Consider the following 18,596-nt stretch of genomic DNA (forward strand, 5'->3'; position numbering starts at 1 on the left):
TATCACATTCATTTTACAATATTTTCAACAGAGTGAGAAGAGTCTAAAACAACTTGATAATCATACAAAGCGAAAAGAAGAAAGTCAAATCTATGTTTCAGCACTATTCCTTTAATAAATAGAGTTAAAAAAAGAAAATTTTATATGGAATGGAAAGAAACATATCATTCAACAGCACTTCATTTATAGTTACTCTAAAGCAGCACAATTCTAGCAAAATTAATATAACAAAAAATATTTATTGAAACATATAATGTAATGTATTCTATGTAATTGGTTAAAGGTTTGTTCTCACAAGCAATATATTTTAGCAACAATACTACTTGTATGATGAGCTGTAGAAGTAGTACTCAATCTCATTAAAAATAAAAAAGAGAGCAAAAGCTCTCTTTTTCCTTACCTTATTCTTCCCAAACTTTAACTTCTTTCATTACATCGCCTTGACGCATTTTTAATACTGTTTCAATACCGCTTGTTGCTTTACCGAATACAGTATGAACACCATCTAAATGCGGCTGTGGCTCATGAACGATAAAGAATTGGCTACCGCCTGTGTTACGGCCAGCGTGAGCCATAGAAAGTGATCCTACAAGGTGTCTATGAGGGTTTCCATCAGTTTCACATGGAATAGAGTATCCTGGGCCACCTGCACCTGTACCTGTTGGGTCTCCACCTTGGCTTACGAAGCCAGGAATAACACGGTGGAATGTAACACCATCATAAAATCCTTGCTCTGCTAATTTTTTAAAGTTTTCTACTGTTTTCGGTGCTTCTTCTGGGAAAAATTCCAAGTCGATTTTTTCACCGTTTTCCATTAATATGTATCCTAAAGTTTTCATACGTATATGTCTCCTTTCAAGTATCTCAGCACTATATTACCACATTCATGACTAGAAACAAAAAGAATCCGACAATCTAGATACTTCTTTTTTGAAATGTGGAAAAAGCTAGGTGACAAATAAGAAATATATACTATAATAACTTTGTTGCCCGAAAATTTTAGAAAGAGAAAGGGAGCGATTTTTCGTGAAAACGAAATTACTAGCTCTGCTATTAGCTGTAACGGTATTTATGATGCCAACAGCTTCGTTTGCAGACATCATCGAGGGAGAATCAATTGTTACATTAGGAGAGAACTTATCTGAACAACAAAAACAAGATCTGTTAAAAGAAATGAAAGCACCGAAAGATGCTACAATTATTACTGTATCTAATGCGGAAGAACATAAATTTCTAGAAGGCATTGTTCCAAAAGCACAAATTGGTACGAGAGCAATTTCTTCTTCTATGATTACATACACAAAACCAGGATCTGGTCTTATTGTACGATCAAAGAACATTAACTGGGTAACAGATGCAATGTACACTAACGCTTTGATTACAGCAGGTGTAAAAGATGCAGAAATTCAAATTACTGCACCTTTTAAAGTTTCAGGAACTGCAGCTTTAACTGGATTAATGAAAGCATACGAAACTGCGTCCAATAAACAAATTCCTGAAGAAGTTAAAAAAGTAGCGAATGAAGAAATGGTACAAACAGCCCAGCTTGGTGATAAAATTGGTGAAGAAAAAGCAGTTCAACTTGTTGCAAAAATTAAAGAAGAAATTGCAAAAGAACAGCCAAAAACAACAGAAGATTTACGTTCATTAATTAAAAAAATTGCTGATCAACTCGGCATTACATTGACAGATGAACAGTTAGATAACTTAGTATCGTTATTTGATAAAATGAAAAATCTTAATATCGATTGGAATCAAGTTGGTAGTCAATTAAACAAAGCAAAAGAACACGTTTCTGCCTTCTTAGGTTCTGAAGAAGGACAAAGTTTTCTAGATAAAGTGAAAGATTTCTTCTCAAGTATCATTGATTTTGTTAAATCTTTATTCAAGTAAAAAAGAAGCCCGCCAGTGACGGGCTTCTTTTTTTATACAAGTAACGGTAATTTCATAACAGCCTCTTCAACCGAACGCACTATATGATTTGCTTTCTCCTTTACATATGGATGGGCATGATGAAGAGTAAATGAATGCGGGGTTACTTCAAACATAGAAATATCATTGAAAGAATCTCCAATACAAGCAACTTCATTTGCTTCAATTTGCAAATGGTCCATTAGTCGCTTTAGAGCACTCCCCTTACTCACGCCTCTTGGCATAATATCAACATAGCGTTTACCTGATATAAAAACTTCCGCTTCGCCTTGAAACATATCTCGTAGCTCTTGATCTAACGTCACAATTTTCTCTTCTTCTCCAAAAACAAACAATTTTGCAGGGTGTACAGTCTTACCAAACTCTTCTTCTAACGCTTCAATTTCAGCGATATGCACGCCCATATACGCTTCAAAATTATGGTGATGTTCATTCTTCCTTTTTGTATATCGCTGCTCATTTGCACAAACAATATCCGCTAGTCCTTTTCTATGTATATATCGATATATTTCCTGGGCAACCAGATTTTCAAAACTCGATTCATGAAATAAATTTCCATCCGGAAGCAACATTGTCGCTCCATTTAAGCCAGTTGTGTAATATGGGAATGAAAACCTTTTTACAACTTCATCAATTCTGTGTGTAAAGCGGCCAGAGGCAAAACAAATATTTGTCCCTTTCTCAGCTAACCAACACAGCGCACGTTCATCTTCTTTTTGCATATGATTCACATCGTAAACGAGCGTGTCATCTAAATCACTTACAAATAATTTAATCATGTCCTCTTCCCCTTCCATACACAATATCTACTCTAAGTGTACACAAAAAATGTTTGATTTTTGTTAAAAAATAATAAATTTTTGCTAAAAAAAAATAAACGGGTGTATAATCCCGTTTATTTTTGTCTTTTTACATTTTGAGGTCTTACAATACTTGGTCTTACTTTTAAACTAGACATCGTTGGACGGAGTAAAATTTTTGTTAATGCGCCCCAATCAAATGGTAAAAACGGCCATAAATAAGGTGTTTGTAAACTTTTTATAGACGTTAAAAATAAAATTAATATCGTCATACCAATTACAAATCCCATCTCATGGAAGAGGCCTGTTAAAATAATAACAAACAATTTCCCAACCTTATTCCCTAATCCTAATTCATAACTCGGTGTTGCATATGCACCAATCATCGAAACTGCTACATACAAAATCACTTCTGGCACAAACAAACCTACATCAATTGCAATTTGACCAATTAATATAGCGGAAATCAACCCTGCTGCAGACGATAACGGCGTTGGAGTATGAATGGCTGCCATCCTTAAAAACTCAAGTCCGACCTCTGCCATTAACACCTGTAATAAAATTGGTAAATGCGTCATCTTAGTCGGTCCAATAAAAGCAAGATTTGCTGGCAAAAGAGTTGGATCAAATACAAACACTAACCAAAATGGTAATAAAAATAACGAGAATATAACACCTAAAAAGCGCACCCAGCGTAAAAATGTACCGACAGCTGGATTTTGTCTAAACTCTTCCGCGTGCTGTAAATGATGAAAATATGTTGTCGGTGTAATCATAGCACTTGGCGATGTGTCAACAAGTACTAACACATGTCCTTCTAGTAGATGATTTGCTGCTACATCTGGCCTTTCTGTATATCGAATAAGTGGGAATGGGTTATAGCTTTGCTTTACAACAAATTCTTCTACTGTTTTATCCGCCATCGTAATTCCATCTACATCGATGTTATTTAATTCTTGTTTTATAATCTTTACTAAATCTGGATTTGCAACATCTTGAACGTATGTAATACAAATATCCGTTTGTGATCTATCTCCTACTCGAACCATTTCATTTCGAAGACGTGGATCTCGAATTCTTCTACGGATTAATGCTGTATTTACAACGATATTTTCAACAAATCCATCCCTTGCACCGCGTACTACCTTTTCGGTATCTGGTTCTGTCGGCGTTCGCCCTGGATAACTACGAACATCGATTGCGAACGCTTCCGTTTCACCTTCCACAAATATCACGATCAGTCCTGATAATACTTGGAGCATTACCTCATCCATCGTTTTCACTTTACTTACTTGTTGATGGATTAAGCGATTCTCTAAAAGCTTCACTGTATCTTCTTCTACATCCCTTATCTCATTTGTATCCACCGCTTCTTCTAAAATAGGGATAATATAATTTGTATCACAAAGTCCGTTTACAAATAACACACCAATTTCTTTATTCAAAATTTGAAATTTACGAATACCAACATCGTATGTAACGCCTAGTCCAACTGTCTGCTTTAAATAATTTTCATTGTCACTTATGAAAGTTGATATAGGGATATCCACTTTTTTAGGCTTCGTCATAAAAACCACTCCTTTCCAAAATTAATTGAATTGCTTTCTTCGTAATAGGTGATCCCCTCTCCCATTCATCATTTCCACACATCTTACCAATGTCACCGACTCCAACGATGACAGGAACATTCAAGTCATCTAAACAATAAATTGTATCTCCGCTAATTCTGCCAATTTCACCATCTGGAAGTCCAAATTTATCAACACCGTATTCGGTTAAATTCCCGTTCCGATCTACACTTACACCTACACGTGCCCATTCCCAATGATGCGTATTAGACGCTACCGCTAAAATACCGAGCACATCAATTTGTTTATGGGTAGCCACATATTTTAAAGCCTTTTCACCAGATCCTTCTCCAATAAATCCACTGTCATCAAACATGACAAATACAGGGTCATATGGCGTTTGCATAATAAGCTCAACAACTTTTTTCCCTGTCAATTTGGTTGGATTACTTTGTGATGCTGAAATACACCTTCCCCCAAATTCCTTCGTTAAAAGCTCAATTGTCCGCTTTGCATATTCATCTCCATCTGTGACCAAAACAACCCTTCGTCTCATTTGATTTATCCTTTCGGTTTACATATAAGTGCTATAAAAGACGAAAACAATATCGCTGCGGAAATGCCCGCAGACGTTAAACTAAACATGCCAATACCAATTCCTAAATATCCATGTTTTTCTGCTGCATGCATTGCTCCGTGCAATAGTGAATGTCCAAAACTTGTAATAGGGACTGTTGCTCCAGCACCTGCAAACTTTATTAGTTTATCGTACAATCCAAATCCATCTAAAATTGCTCCGATGACTACAAAAGTTGCCATTAAATGAGCTGGTGTTAACTTTACGAAATCTAACAATAGTTGCCCAATTAAACAAATAACTCCACCTACAAGAAATGCATATATAAAATCCACAATTCACTCTCCTTTAACTCTCTCAAATACGACACCATGTGCAATTGTTGGAATCGTTTCCTTCTGTTGCATCATCATCGGGCTTAATAATGCACCAGTCGCAACGACAAAAATTCGTTGTAAATTCCCTTTTTGCATCTCGTGTAATAAATGACCATATGTGACAACTGCTGAACAAGCGCAACCACTACCACCTGCAAACACTTCCTCTTGACTTGATTCATAAATCATCAATCCACAATCATTGTATATATGCCCAAGATCATAACCTTCCTCAAGTAAAAGTTGTTTCGCAATCGGCGTCCCAACAGCTGATAAATCACCCGTAACAATCAAATCATAATCATCGGCACTTCTTCTTAAATCTTCAAAATGTTGTTGAATTGTATGAGCTGCTGCTGGAGCCATCGCTGCTCCCATATCCAAAGGATTTGTGATTCCTAAATCTTGCACTTTTCCAATTGTAGCCGACGTAATTTTAATTGCACTTTTTTCATTGCTAATTAATATAGACCCTGCACCAGTCACAGTTGAATTTGCTGTCCCTGGCTTTTGTCCACCGTACTCTGTTGGATAGCGAAATTGTCTTTCAGCCGTTGCATTATGACTACTTACTGTAGCTAAAACACGATTTGCAAATCCACCGTCTATAAAAGCTGAGCCAACTGCTAAAGTCTCCATAGACGTCGCACAAGCGCTAAACATTCCTAAAAAAGGAATGCCCCATTTACGCGCAACATAATTTGCTGTCACTGTTTGATTTAATAAATCTCCCGCTAAAAAGAAATCAATTTGCGATGTTTTTATATTCCCTTTTTGCACTGCTTGTTGAATTGAGTCTGACATTAATCTTCGTTCGGCAAGCTCCCAATTTTCTTCTCCACAATGCAAGTCATCATATGAAGTATCAAATTTTTTCCCAAGAGGGCCCTCAGCTTCTTTCGGACCGACAGCAGTACCCGTTGCATTCACATATATATCATTTTGAAATACCCACGTTTGTTTTCCGGTCAACCTCATACTAGCCCCTCCTTTAAGACATAAAAATTTTAAAGGTATACCTTATTAACCCAATGATATATGCACCAACAACCCCAAATACAATCACACTTCCTGCCAGTTTAAACATATTTGTAGCAATCCCTAGAACAACCCCTTCGCTCTTATGTTCTAAGGCAGCGCTCGCCATAGAATTTGCAAATCCTGTTACCGGTACCGCTGATCCTGCTCCAGCAAATTGACCGATTTTATCATATACACCACACCCTGTTAAAATCGCGGATAATAAAACAAGGGTTGCAACAGTTGGGTTTCCTGCCTCTTGTTCACTGAAGTGAAAATAATGTATATAAAATTTCATCAATACTTCTCCAACTGTGCAAATGAGTCCACCTACAAGAAATGCTTTGATACAATTTAGTAAATAGTTTGGCTTTGGATGATACTCCTTCACTTTATTTATGTAATCATCCTTCAATTTCTGACTTGTCATTTATATACTGCCTCCTACTTTACGAAATAAATCCAGTGAAACAACGATCCTATTACTTTCCCAAGTACAAGAGCAACGAGTAAAACAATAATCTTCCCCTCTACCCCTACTCGTTTCGCTAAAATAGGTAGAACATTTAACACCTCTGTTAATGCCGCAGCAAGCATTCCGATGAATGTGCCACAAAATATCCCTAATATAACGAGCCAATATTGCGACGTTTGAAATGTAATGTTTTTCAAACTGCACCAAGCCCCTGTTAAAGTACCTGCAATGACTGCCCACTCAAAATATTGAATATGCTTTCCACTTCTCGTTAATTGAGCTAAACGGGGGATTATACCAAGTACAGCTAAAAATGCGACATATCCGCTACCTACCGCAATCCCTCCAGCTAAACCAATTAAAATAACAAATCCAGACTCAATCATCGGCAAGTTGTTTCATATTATCCTTGTTTTCATTAACGATTACATACTGATCAAGTGACTGTTGGTATTGAAACATCTCAACTTCTAACGGACTCGGCTCTTCATTAATTCGCTTTTGAAATACATGATTAAAGAATAAAACCATCCCTAAGCCAAGACCTAAAGAATAAGGAATTTGAAATAAAAGTGGTTGTGCATTAAATTCTCCAGTAATCATGTAATATAACCGTTGATGTACTTGTTGCATACTTACATCTTCATGGAAATAAATGATCGCAAGGGCCGCTCCAATGAACAGTAACAGCCATACAAGCCCGAAAAAAATTGGGTGTGTCTTCTTTTTTTCGTATATAATTTCAACAAGAGTTTGTCCAGAACCGAGTAAATTAATTTGTACGTGAGATGCTTTCTGTTGAATAATCTCAATTACTTTCATAACATCAATTACAACATGCGTCTTATCATGCGCTGTTATTTTGTAAACTATCTCATTTTGTAACAACTCAACTACGGAAGAATCTCCGGCAAGTTGAGCAACATCGCCCAGCTTTACTTCATAAGTAGGAGAAACTTTTAAACGATTGCGCATTTTAATATAAATCGTTTGTTCCAACTTTCATTCACCCCTTCACTCTTCCTCGTAGTTGTAGTATGGTTATTGAATTTTTTTCTAATACAATTTTTTCATAAAAAAACATCTGCACCATTTCGGTACAGATGTTTTTTACTTATGCCTTTTTCTTAAATAAGTTTGCAATACTTAATGCAAGCCCTCCCCAAATGACTACTATTCCAATAACCATCATCATAATCGCTGATCCACTCATTATGAAACACCTCGATCTTTCCATTCTTTTTCAAGCTTGGCAGAATCCGAATGAATTTGTGCATCCCATTTTTTCAGGCCAATGATTATTGCAACTATGAGGAATGCTGCTGCTATCGACCAACCATACGTTACAACAAACTCAGTCGGATAATCTCCGTAGTTCTTTTTAATATTTTGGATTGTACCATCAATTAGCATATACCCTAACATAAGCGGAGTAATAACGAGTAAACTCACTCTCCAAAACGTTCCTAATTTAATATCAGATACAAAGTTTGCATGATTTTGATAAACTGGTAAACGGCGTAAAATGAGCCCTATCGTAACTACTTCCGCAAGTGCAATTGTAATTAATCCGAAATTATTAGCGAAATAGTCGACAACATCTAAGAACATAAGTCCACCACGTGTTGCAAAAACAAGAGAAACTAACACGAGAAGGGTTCCCATAATTCCAATAGTTTTTTCCCGACTTAAACTGAATTTTTCAGATACAGCGGCAAAGCATACTTCCGCGAGTGAAATAAGTGATGTAATTCCAGCAACCGTTAACGATAAGAAAAATAAAACACCAAACAACGGTGACATCGGCAATTCATTAATAATTTGGGGAAATACTACGAACGCAAGCCCAACGCCAGCACTTGCTACTTTATCAACCGGTACTCCCATATTATTTGCCATAAATCCAAGAGCTGCAAAGACCCCAATACCTGCTAATAATTCAAATCCTGAGTTTGCAAATCCAGTAATAAAGGCATTATTTGTTGTATCCGAGTTTTTCGGTAAATAACTAGAATACGTAATCATAATTCCAAATGCTAAAGATAAACTAAAGAATATTTGACCGTAAGCAGCAAGCCATACTTTCCCATCAAAAATACGACTCCAATCTGGTTTAAAGAATGCATCTAGTCCTTGCATAGCACCTTCCATCGTCACTGCACGAACAACGATAATAAGGAACATAACAACTAATAAAGGAATAAATATACGGTTAACAACTTCGATTCCTTTTTTAACTCCTTTAAATGCAACGCCAAGCACAATAATCCAAACGAGAGCTAACGGAATTAATACTTCTGGTACAAGTCCTCCAAATTGTCCTGGCTTATCTGCAACATGTAAGTACTCTTTAAATAAAAATGATTGCGTGTCTTTTCCCCATGCTCCAGTAATTGCAAAGTATGTATACGATATAGACCAAGCAATAATCACTGCATAATATGTTGAAACAATAAATGTTACGCACATTTGCCACCATCCAATAAATTCTGCACGCGGGCTAATACGGAAAAATGTAAGTGGTGCTGAGCCACGATGACGATGACCAAGGGCAAACTCAAACGCTAACAATGAAATACCAGTCGTTAATAATGCAAATAAATACGGTAAAAAGAATGCTCCTCCTCCATTTTCATACGCTGTATAAGGAAAACGCCATATGTTTCCTAATCCAACGGCAGATCCGACCGCTGCGAAAATAAATCCAGCTCTCGTTCCCCATTGTTGCCTCGTTTCCATGTTTCCTTCCCCCTCGTAGAATATAGTTTAGATCAGTATTTCTGCTTTCTAATTACCCTGATTTTAAAAAAAATAGATAACAAGATTCCTTACGGAATTTGTTTCGATATTATTGAATTTCCCAGATACAATGGATGTATGGAAAGGATCCATCGGGAATTTGCTCATTTCCCCTGTAGCTCTGTCTACGATAAAAAGTCTGTTACCCGAGCCATTGCTATCACTACCAACACACTAGCTGTTTCGATAACTGATTGGGCTTTTGGATAGTAGTTCAAAAGGTAGCNATCTGGAAATTATCAGTCTGAAAATACGCCCTTAACCAAACAAGGCAATCGTTATCTTCGCTATTACTTAGTTGAGGCTGCCAATTCAGTAAGAAGATATTTGCCTGAATATCAAGCATTTTATCAAAAGAAATACAAAGAAACACCCAAACATCAACACAAAAGAGCCATCGTCTTAACCGCAAGAAAATTTGTGCGTCTGGTGGATACGCTACTACGTAACCATCAACTCTACACGCCACCAAGGAGCGTGATAGAAAAATAACACTTTGTTATTGACGCAATCTTGGAAACGGCCCGAAAAAATTTCATTTTTGGTCGGGTCTATTTCCGTATGCTGAAAAAATCGCACCTAGAAAAAATCAGTCTTGTTTTACTCTTGACTTATTACCACTAGACTTTATGACAAGTTCATACTTGGATTATATTTTAAATTTACTAAATTATCAATAAATTCTGTTAATTTTTGCGAAAATTAACATCTCTCTCCTATTAACGGCATAAAAAAATCGAATAGACAATTATTCGTCTATTCGATCTTTCATCTGTTTTAATATTTTCTTTTCAAGTCTTGAAACTTGTACTTGCGAAATGCCTATGCGCTCGGCTACTTCTGACTGTGTTTGATCTTTATAGTAACGCAAGTATACAATTAAGCGCTCTCGTTCATCTAGTTCTCTAATCGCTTCTTTTAAAGCAATTTTATCGAACCATTTCGTTTCAGATTGATCTGCAATTTGATCTAAAATAGTGATTGGATCTCCATCGTTTTCATATACAGTTTCATGTATAGATGAAGGGGCCCGGCTCGCTTCTTGTGCTAGAACAACTTCCTCTGGCGTTAGTTCTAGTGCCTCTGCCACTTCATTAATCGTTGGAGCCCTTCCGAATTCTTTCGAAAGCTCATCTCTCATCTTTCGAATTTTGTTTCCTGTTTCTTTTAAAGACCTACTAACTTTCACTGATCCATCATCACGTAAGAAACGTTGTATTTCACCAATAATCATTGGAACTGCATATGTTGAAAATTTCACGTCGAAAGATAAATCAAATTTATCTACCGATTTCAAGAGCCCAATACATCCAATTTGAAATAGGTCGTCTGGTTCGTATCCTCGATTAAGAAACCGCTGTACAACCGACCAAACGAGGCGCATATTACTTTGAACGATTGTATCTCTCGCTTGTTGATCTCCATCTTGACTTTTTTGAATTAACGCTTTTAGCTCGTGGTCCTTTAACTGAGGTTTCTTCTTCTCATTTTTGACCTCTATGTCCATAGGCTATTCTCCTTAATTGCATAGAGCGTTACTATTTGATAAGTATTTTGTCAAATGGATTGTTGTCCCGAAAGATTCGTTTGAAATAACTTCTACTTCATCCATAAAATTTTCCATGATAGTAAATCCCATTCCGGAACGCTCTAATTCAGGTTTAGTTGTAAAAAGGGGTTGTCTCGCTTCATCTAAGTTAAAGATTCCAATCCCTTCATCTCGAATCGTGAGTTTCACCATTGCTTCTTCCAAAATTACAGAAATATAAACAATACCTTCTGCATTTCCTTCGTATCCATGAATAATTGCATTTGTAACCGCTTCTGACACAACTGTTTTAATCTCCGTTAATTCTTCCATCGTTGGATCTAGTTGTGCAATGAAAGCCGCCACAGTAACGCGAGCGAACGATTCATTTTGACTTAATGCTGAAAATTGAAGGTTCATTTCATTTCTCATCTATGCCACCCCCAACGTCGCGAGCGCGTGCGCTTCACTTTCTTCTAAGCGAACGATTTTGAATAAGCCCGACATTTCAAATAAACGCTTAACAGGCGGTGAAATTGCACAAACAACCATTTCTCCACCTAATCCCTTTACGTGTTTATATCGGCCTAATATAACACCTAGACCAGAACTATCCATAAAAGATAAGTTCTCTAGGCTCAAAACAATATGATGAACACCATGTGTCTCAATCATATCTGTTACTTTCGTTCGCAACTCTTCAGCCGTATGATGATCTAATTCACCCTCTAGTCTCACACATAGGACGTCACGTTTTACTTCTAATTGCATGGAAAGACTCACACGATTTCCTCCTTATGCTCAAACTTTACTTATTCACATACATAAAGATTTTCGTGATACAAAATAAGAATCCTTCCTGCTGACAAAAGAAGAACTATTTCGTCATAAAGTGAAACCTTTCAGCATTATTCACTTATATACGAATAGAAAAGCGGCAAAATATTTGCCGCTATTTTGATGTTGAAAACATCCCAAAACTTCTTTTAAATAACTCCCACCAGCTCGCTGCAGCAACATCTTCTTTTGCTACAATTGTTTGTTTTAATAAAACATCTTTATCTTTTTTAATAACAAGTGTACCAAGCGCGTCACCTTTTTTAATCGGCGCTTTTACTTTCTTTTCAGCAATTACTTCTTGTTTTACCTTGTCCATATTCTCGCCCTTCTTCATAAGAAGAGAAACATTATCTGACGCAACTAAATCTACTTTTTCTTTTTTCCCTTTTCCTACTTGAACTGTCTTAATTTTTTCGCCGCGCGTATACAATTTCTTTGTCATATATTGTCCAAATGCATAGTCAAGAAGCTTCGTCACTTGGTTGTTCCGTTCTTTTGATGTTGGTGCTCCCATGACAACTGAAATGACACGCATGCCATTTTTTTCAGCCGATGCTGTTAAACAATATTTCGCTTCTGTCGTAAAACCTGTTTTTACTCCATCTACGCCAGGATAAAAACGTACTAGTTTATTCGTATTAACGAGCCAAAACTTTTTATCCGTATCTTCACGTAAATAATCTTCGTACTTACCTGTGTATTTACGAATAAGTGGATACTTCATCAATTCTCTCGCCATTATAGCCATATCATTTGCTGTCGAATAATGGTCTTTGGCCGGAAGACCTGTTGGATTTTGAAAATGTGTATTTTTCAGCCCTAAATCTTTCGCCTTTTTGTTCATCATATTTACAAATCCTTCTTCTGAACCTGCGATGTGCTCGGCTACTGCAACAGATGCGTCATTTCCAGATGCAATTGCAATACCCTTTAACATCTCATTTACAGTCATCTCTTCCCCAGGTTCTAAAAAGATTTGCGATCCACCCATTGAAGCTGCATGTTCACTCGCTCTAACTTTATCGGTCAGTTTTAATTTTCCTTTTTCAACTTGTTCCATAATTAAAAGCATTGTCATAATCTTTGTCATACTAGCAGGTGGTAATTTTTCATTTGGGTTTTTATCAAATAAAACTTTACCTGTATCTTGCTCAATTACGATTGCTGACGACGCTTGTTCCGCTAACTTCGGCGTTGTTTCTTCTGTTTTCTCCTGCTTCGTTTTTTCAGATTGCGCAAAACTCACTGAAGTTCCAGAAAGCAATAACATGAAACAAACAAGTATTCCAAAAACTCGCTTCATGACTAACCCTCCATTCTATATCAGACCTATTTTTTCCAATTCTCCTTTTTTTAATACCAATTTTTTCTATTATTTTCAGTTGACAAATACATTCGTCCCCTATATTGTATTAAGTGTATTACATATAGTAGTACACTTAATACATATGAGGAAGGAGACATTGCTCTTGCATATTCAACTTGACCCAAGAAGCAACACTCCGATATGGGAACAAATTGTTCAAAATATAAAAGAACTCGTATTGAAAAACATGTTGGCTCCAAGTGATAAACTTCCTTCTGTACGCGAACTCGCTTCTTTACTCGTTATAAATCCAAATACAGTGAGTAAAGCGTATCAAGAGTTAGAGAGACAAGGAATTATTGAAACGTTACGAGGAAAAGGAACATTTGTATCCCAATCGATTACCCCAACATTAGACGAAAGGAAAATCGCTATGGTTGAAAAGCAATTTCATCAATTACTATTAGAAGCCTCTTATCTTGGTATTACGAAAGATAAAATTCATGATTGGATAGATTCATACTATAAAGAGATTGGAGGGAATACGGATGTTGAAAGTGACAAGCTTGAAGAAAACAATTGATAATCAAACAATTTTAGACGATGTTTCTTTCACATTACAAAAAGGTAGTATCGTCGGATTACTTGGAAGAAACGGCGCGGGAAAAACAACTTTATTACGAACGATGGTCGGCATTTTAGACCCAGACGAGGGAACTGTTACATATGAGGATATCGACATCCATAAAAATCCTGAAACGAAACAAAAAATCGTATATGTTCCGGATTCTACTAACATACTGAACGGTTATACAGTAAAAGAAATCGTGAAGTTTTATAAAGCAGTTTATACAGCATTTGATGAACCATATTTCTACGAACTACTAGAACGTTTCAACTTACCAAACAAACGAATTCGTAGTTATTCAAAAGGAATGAAAGCACTGCTTGCCATCATTTTAGCTGTTGCTGCAAAAGCAGAATATATTATTTTAGATGAACCAACAAACGGACTTGATCCTATCGTTAAAAGACAGATTTTACAGTTTCTCGTTGGAGAAGTTGCAGAAAAAGAAATTACCATTTTCATCTCTACCCATCATTTAGATGAAGTGGAACAAATTGCAGATACAATCATTATGTTAAAAGGACATACTGTAGCATCTATTACGTCACTAGACGATGCAAAATCACAATTTGCAAAAATACAAGTAGCTTACGAGCGTTCATTACCTCAAAAACTAGAAAACTTAAGCAATATTAAAATATTAAATCAAACAGGAAAAGTGTATACGATTTTAATTGAGGGAAATGTGGCTACAACACTGGAGAAGTTTTATAAAGAGCAACCACTGCTCATTGAAGAATTAACAATGTCACTTGAAGATGTCTTCGTTACGACACTGGAGGAGGATGGATATGTTTCATAAAGCGTTGTGGATGTGGAATTGGAAGCGCGGGAAATATGCTGCGTTACTTTTTCTCTTCAGTTCACTTTATCTTCTATCTCTCGGATACTATAGAAGTGCTCAGATGGAACTCGATAAATATTACGAATTACAAGAAAAAGGGAAACAGTATTATTATTTTTATACCTTTTCTTCAGGAGAAGGTAATAGTTTTTGGTTAACTGTTCTTATCATTGCTTTAGCCTGCTTATTGATAGGATGGGAACGTAGCAACCAATCTAATACACTACTTATGACGATGCCATTTAAAAGAAAACATGTTTTCTTATCTAAATGGGCTTTCGGTTCTTTCTGTATTGTGAGCTCGTTACTTATAAATTGGATTATTATGTATGTTATTTATAGAACAACTATCCATTTTGATTATCAATCATTTAGTCCATTTCACCGATACTTTCTTTATGCAATAGAGGGTGTTGCAAAACTAAAATAAACATGCAATGTTATGAATCAGAAAAACTAGCTGAACATGCAATAGATAGCGATTTTGACCATACCAACGTGGCTGTTCCAACCCTTTATCTTTGAGTTTACTAAACTGTTGTTCAATTTTCCTACGTTCTTTCATCAATTGTTTACCAAAGATAGTTTGTATAAAATGAGATAATACACGACGATGTGTACTCTTATTTTGTTCACCATTCCTAGGATTGATTGGATTCATGGCAAAGATGTTACATGTTCGTGCAATTTCATAAATACGTTGACTATCGTAAGCAGCATCTGCAACGGAAAATAACACATTTTGATCTTTTATATCCTGAANCAAGATACACGAAATGAAGGATATTGATGCAAAAAACGTGTTAATTTGCGTAAAGAGTCAATTTGAAATACAGTTTTCAAGAAAAAGCATTTCAGTAAGGCTTTTCTACAGATTGGTGGGCGACCTGTCACAGGCGGAACGCCTTCAATAGTTAAACTGTCTACGTATGCAAATAAAATCTGTAAAATGGATTGATTTTCATCAAATTTGGTTATCATACTAGTAAATCCGTCCTTTCTGGAGATAGTTTCGGTTACTATCATTTTTCCAGGAAAACGGATTTTTTTATGCATTCATTTTTGGATATTTATGAGTTTTGCAACACCCTCTGCAATAGTTTCTTATGTTGCAGTCTATACAGCTGCTCTATGTATCGGTACTTTTACTGGAAGTATTGTTTCACAGGTCATTTTTTGCATTCCATGGCTACTAATGGGCCTTACATTTATTCCACTAGTGTACACTTTTACACTAAACCATTTAGGGGCTACCGATACTAAAAATAATAAATTAGATCAACAACTATATGAAATCAATCAAAAAACAAATATAGTTGTACCAATATATCGCTTTTCTATTGATTATAACTATCAGCCAGATTCTCGGAAGAGGGACAACGATCCAACTACTTTAAGAAATCCAGCATCTCACGTATATTATTCAGCCAAATCAATGTTAGTCCCTATTTTCTATACAATATTTTATTTACTACTTGGGACATATTTATATGTGCGTTCACCAAATGAAAATAGTCAAAGGATATTTATTTTCCAAAAACATTTAAAAATATGTATATGGGGGACAACCATTTACTTTTCATTACTAGGTGGCTATAAAATCAATCAATTTTATTTCTTACCTAACTACTATATCAGTTTGTTTCTCGCTGGAATCATTACTTATGTTGTATTATCACGCCTAACAAATTATAAAGTTTTTTAAAGGAGAGATCCTATGTTTCAAAAAGCACTGTGGCTAAGAACGTATCAACAAAGTAAATATGTTGTATGGTTATTTTGGCTCGTCAGCTTCTATAGTTTGTCATATAAATACTATATGACTTCTATTCAACAGCAATATTTTCTAAATATGAATAAAAAATGGAAAGCTATATATCATTACAGTTTTGATTTAACACTTCTAGATTCTATCATGCTGTTAGGTAGTTTGCTAATCATTCTAGCTTGTACGTTAATTGGATGGGAAAGACAAAATAACACTAGCGACTTGTTATGGTCTATGCCCTTTAAACGTTCGCACCTCTATATAACAAAGTGGTTGTTTGGAATCTGTAATATCGCGGCTGTTGTCGTTTTAAACTGGGGACTATTTGCTATTATGAAAAAGTTGACTTTTCATAATAAATATCAAGTATTCTCCCCCTTTCATAGTTACTTTATATACATGTTAATTGTATTAATTGCTATTTATACACTTGCCTTATGTATAGGAACAATCGCTGGAAATGTGATATCGCAAGGATTTCTTACTGCAGCTATATTAATCTTCCCAGTGTTACTTCCATCTCTAATATCAGGAGTTATTGCTGTTCACTCGAATGCCGACTTTCATGAGAACAATGGCATTATACATGATGTTATGGAAAACATACGTATTTCTAGTCCAGCAGAAGATTTTAATATTTACTTTAATTATGATCCACAAAGCGCTTATACTGATCAAAATGGAGTGCGTCATAACGAGCCAAACTTTACAAAGATTCCACCGGTCAAAACATTGATTGGACCTATTGCACATATCCTTATTTTATTACCACTCGGTATATATTTATATGCCCGTTCAGTCAATGAGCGAAATGGTAACTACTTATTATATCCAAAACTACAAAAAGTAGTTTTAGCTTGTGCGATTTTCTTTGGTGGAATCATCGGAGGTTTAATACTAAGTCATGAGCAGTCATTGTCTAGCTTTTACATCGGATTTTTAGTGACTAGTTTCATTACGTATTTCCTCCTACCTAAAATATTAAAATGGAAAGTCTCTTGGAATTTTAAATAAAATAACCTCCTCTCGATGAGGAGGTTATTTCACATTCTCTCTCCTATCCCCATACACCATCTCTTCTTTCATCCCAAATCCATCACCATTTTGCACAATTTGCTCTGTCGGGGCAACTACACTTTCAGCAATTTTCCATTCCCCACGCTCTTTTACGAATACTTGTAGAAAATAGTTCATGCCATCTAATTGATATGCATTTTCTTTTTTTACATTATAGTGAATCGCAATGTAGTACACTTGAATATTTTCTTTTCCTATTTTTGATACGTATTGCGATAGTCTCGGTATATAGAGTGCTGCTTTCTGAAAAGATAGTTGCTTCGCTTTAACAAGCGATGAACTTGTTACATTACGTAATGTGTCCCGATTACGAATATTATCGCTATGGTGGAATAATACTGCGTTTTGCATAGAACGAACCCATAATTTTGAATATAAGACTGTATTATCGTTTTCGATGTACTTCACTTCTTTTCGCACCACTTGGATAGGCGTATCTGCGTACGTGAATGTTTGAAAATAGAAAAAACCACCAAATAAAATGGTAAGTGCAGCAATATATTTCATAATCTTTCCTCCGATCTTTTAATTAAAGTATCGGAGTTTCAAAATATTTTTATTCAAAAGAAAAAGGATAGGAATGCTTTCGCTTCCTATCCTCATTTATTATAATACGCGGCCAAATAGTTCTAAGACCATTTCTATTTCTTGGTCGCTCCAACCTTTAAATCTCTCTTTATAATATTCTTTACGCACAGCTTCAAGTTTTTCAGTTACTTCTCTTCCGTGCTCTGTAATTTCTAAGTACACGATTCGACGATCTGAATTAGAACGTTTTCTTTCTACTAATCCTTTTCGTACGAGACGATCTGTAACAGCTGTAATATGACTGGAGGTTACGTTTACTTCACTCGCAATTTGCGAAGCCATCTGTGGACTCTTTAAAAATAACGCACGTAATACAGAAAATTCATTATATGGCATATGTTCTGCAAAACGTGTATTAATATCATTTTGTAATAAACGTATCATTTTTCGAAATGATGCAGATAAATCTAAAATCAGTGTTTCTCTTTTTTCGTTCAATAGCCTCGTCCCTTTTTTATCATATTTACAC

Annotated in this window: 21 protein-coding genes and 4 pseudogenes; 7 read left to right on the forward strand and 18 right to left on the reverse strand. The window is 35.8% G+C overall.

Annotated features, from left to right (window positions below; genetic code table 11):
• Positions 1–401 precede the first annotated feature (401 nt).
• A complete protein-coding gene (locus tag V6946_RS21660) occupies positions 402–839 on the reverse strand; it encodes a peptidylprolyl isomerase (RefSeq protein WP_000853782.1) in 438 nt (145 codons plus the stop codon).
• Positions 840–1,026: 187 nt separating this feature from the next.
• On the opposite strand from V6946_RS21660, the gene V6946_RS21665 reads away from it, so the two are divergent.
• Positions 1,027–1,893 carry a DUF1002 domain-containing protein gene (locus tag V6946_RS21665; protein ID WP_000850515.1) on the forward strand — a complete coding sequence of 289 codons (867 nt, stop codon included), beginning with the start codon at positions 1,027–1,029 and terminating at the stop codon, positions 1,891–1,893.
• A 32-nt stretch (positions 1,894–1,925) separates the two neighbouring features.
• Here the strand turns inward: V6946_RS21665 and V6946_RS21670 are convergent, their stop codons facing one another.
• The 10 genes from V6946_RS21670 to V6946_RS21715 form a co-directional block, all read right to left on the reverse strand.
• Positions 1,926–2,729 carry a Cof-type HAD-IIB family hydrolase gene (locus V6946_RS21670; protein WP_366981361.1) on the reverse strand — a complete coding sequence of 268 codons (804 nt, stop codon included), beginning with the start codon at positions 2,727–2,729 and terminating at the stop codon, positions 1,926–1,928.
• A gap of 98 nt (positions 2,730–2,827) precedes the next feature.
• Complete coding sequence (spoVAF, locus tag V6946_RS21675) at positions 2,828–4,300, reverse strand: spore germination protein SpoVAF (RefSeq protein WP_000165595.1); 1,473 nt, start codon at positions 4,298–4,300, stop codon at positions 2,828–2,830.
• The gene (locus V6946_RS21680) at positions 4,287–4,856 is read right to left on the reverse strand and encodes a stage V sporulation protein AE (RefSeq protein WP_366981362.1); all 570 of its coding nucleotides are present in this window, start codon (positions 4,854–4,856) and stop codon (positions 4,287–4,289) included. The genes spoVAF and V6946_RS21680 overlap by 14 nt, the downstream gene beginning before the upstream one ends.
• 5 nt (positions 4,857–4,861) lie before the next feature.
• Positions 4,862–5,212, reverse strand: a complete 351-nt coding sequence (gene spoVAE / locus V6946_RS21685; protein WP_366981363.1) for a stage V sporulation protein AE — start codon at positions 5,210–5,212, stop codon at positions 4,862–4,864.
• Positions 5,213–5,215: 3 nt separating this feature from the next.
• The gene (gene spoVAD / locus V6946_RS21690) at positions 5,216–6,232 is read right to left on the reverse strand and encodes a stage V sporulation protein AD (RefSeq protein ID WP_006921412.1); all 1,017 of its coding nucleotides are present in this window, start codon (positions 6,230–6,232) and stop codon (positions 5,216–5,218) included.
• A 13-nt stretch (positions 6,233–6,245) separates the two neighbouring features.
• Positions 6,246–6,704, reverse strand: coding sequence for a stage V sporulation protein AC (spoVAC, locus tag V6946_RS21695; RefSeq protein WP_000203810.1), 459 nt, complete (start codon positions 6,702–6,704; stop codon positions 6,246–6,248).
• A gap of 14 nt (positions 6,705–6,718) precedes the next feature.
• Positions 6,719–7,135, reverse strand: coding sequence for a stage V sporulation protein SpoVAB (spoVAB, locus tag V6946_RS21700; RefSeq protein WP_000572936.1), 417 nt, complete (start codon positions 7,133–7,135; stop codon positions 6,719–6,721).
• Positions 7,128–7,748, reverse strand: coding sequence for a stage V sporulation protein AA (locus V6946_RS21705; protein WP_000438369.1), 621 nt, complete (start codon positions 7,746–7,748; stop codon positions 7,128–7,130). Before V6946_RS21705 ends, spoVAB begins: the two co-directional genes overlap by 8 nt.
• Before the next feature lie 115 nt (positions 7,749–7,863).
• Positions 7,864–7,962, reverse strand: a complete 99-nt coding sequence (locus tag V6946_RS21710; protein WP_000016826.1) for a methionine/alanine import family NSS transporter small subunit — start codon at positions 7,960–7,962, stop codon at positions 7,864–7,866.
• Positions 7,962–9,488: a sodium-dependent transporter gene (locus tag V6946_RS21715; protein ID WP_000450088.1), complete on the reverse strand. Its 1,527-nt coding sequence runs from the start codon at positions 9,486–9,488 to the stop codon at positions 7,962–7,964. Before V6946_RS21715 ends, V6946_RS21710 begins: the two co-directional genes overlap by 1 nt.
• 288 nt (positions 9,489–9,776) lie before the next feature.
• On the opposite strand from V6946_RS21715, the pseudogene V6946_RS21720 reads away from it, so the two are divergent.
• Positions 9,777–10,040 (forward strand): annotated as a pseudogene (locus tag V6946_RS21720) (transposase); the annotation flags it as partial.
• Between the two features lie 256 nt (positions 10,041–10,296).
• Here the strand turns inward: V6946_RS21720 and sigF are convergent.
• The 4 genes from sigF to dacF form a co-directional block, all read right to left on the reverse strand.
• A complete protein-coding gene (gene sigF / locus V6946_RS21725; protein ID WP_000350729.1) occupies positions 10,297–11,055 on the reverse strand; it encodes an RNA polymerase sporulation sigma factor SigF in 759 nt (252 codons plus the stop codon).
• A 12-nt stretch (positions 11,056–11,067) separates the two neighbouring features.
• Positions 11,068–11,508 carry an anti-sigma F factor gene (gene spoIIAB, locus V6946_RS21730; RefSeq protein ID WP_001243398.1) on the reverse strand — a complete coding sequence of 147 codons (441 nt, stop codon included), beginning with the start codon at positions 11,506–11,508 and terminating at the stop codon, positions 11,068–11,070.
• A complete protein-coding gene (spoIIAA, locus tag V6946_RS21735; RefSeq protein WP_000059135.1) occupies positions 11,509–11,859 on the reverse strand; it encodes an anti-sigma F factor antagonist in 351 nt (116 codons plus the stop codon).
• Positions 11,860–12,028: 169 nt separating this feature from the next.
• Positions 12,029–13,219 carry a serine-type D-Ala-D-Ala carboxypeptidase DacF gene (gene dacF / locus V6946_RS21740; protein ID WP_000831998.1) on the reverse strand — a complete coding sequence of 397 codons (1,191 nt, stop codon included), beginning with the start codon at positions 13,217–13,219 and terminating at the stop codon, positions 12,029–12,031.
• A 166-nt stretch (positions 13,220–13,385) separates the two neighbouring features.
• Between dacF and V6946_RS21745 the strand changes: the two genes are divergently transcribed.
• The 3 genes and pseudogenes from V6946_RS21745 to V6946_RS21755 all read left to right on the forward strand — a co-directional run.
• Positions 13,386–13,805 carry a GntR family transcriptional regulator gene (locus V6946_RS21745; RefSeq protein ID WP_000548027.1) on the forward strand — a complete coding sequence of 140 codons (420 nt, stop codon included), beginning with the start codon at positions 13,386–13,388 and terminating at the stop codon, positions 13,803–13,805.
• Complete coding sequence (locus V6946_RS21750; protein WP_000922137.1) at positions 13,771–14,652, forward strand: ABC transporter ATP-binding protein; 882 nt, start codon at positions 13,771–13,773, stop codon at positions 14,650–14,652. The genes V6946_RS21745 and V6946_RS21750 overlap by 35 nt, the downstream gene beginning before the upstream one ends.
• Positions 14,642–15,100, forward strand: a pseudogene (locus V6946_RS21755) (ABC transporter permease); the annotation flags it as partial. The gene V6946_RS21750 and the pseudogene V6946_RS21755, both read left to right, overlap by 11 nt.
• Positions 15,101–15,115: 15 nt before the next feature.
• Here the strand turns inward: V6946_RS21755 and V6946_RS21760 are convergent.
• Positions 15,116–15,675: pseudogene (locus V6946_RS21760) on the reverse strand (transposase).
• 112 nt (positions 15,676–15,787) lie between these two features.
• Here V6946_RS21760 and V6946_RS21765 point away from each other — a divergent pair.
• Positions 15,788–16,399, forward strand: a pseudogene (locus V6946_RS21765) (ABC transporter permease); the annotation flags it as partial.
• 12 nt (positions 16,400–16,411) lie between these two features.
• Complete coding sequence (locus V6946_RS21770; RefSeq protein WP_000486541.1) at positions 16,412–17,476, forward strand: ABC transporter permease; 1,065 nt, start codon at positions 16,412–16,414, stop codon at positions 17,474–17,476.
• A 24-nt stretch (positions 17,477–17,500) separates the two neighbouring features.
• Here V6946_RS21770 and V6946_RS21775 read toward each other — a convergent pair whose 3' ends face one another.
• Both V6946_RS21775 and V6946_RS21780 read right to left on the reverse strand, forming a co-directional pair.
• Entirely contained in the window at positions 17,501–18,046 is a 546-nt protein-coding gene (locus tag V6946_RS21775; RefSeq protein WP_000873779.1) for a hypothetical protein, read from the reverse strand.
• Between the two features lie 99 nt (positions 18,047–18,145).
• Positions 18,146–18,565: a MarR family winged helix-turn-helix transcriptional regulator gene (locus V6946_RS21780; protein WP_001003305.1), complete on the reverse strand. Its 420-nt coding sequence runs from the start codon at positions 18,563–18,565 to the stop codon at positions 18,146–18,148.
• Positions 18,566–18,596 lie beyond the last annotated feature (31 nt).

Origin of the sequence: Bacillus sp. PPSBB_2, assembly GCF_045291115.1 — a bacterium.
GTDB lineage: Bacteria > Bacillota > Bacilli > Bacillales > Bacillaceae_G > Bacillus_A > Bacillus_A cereus.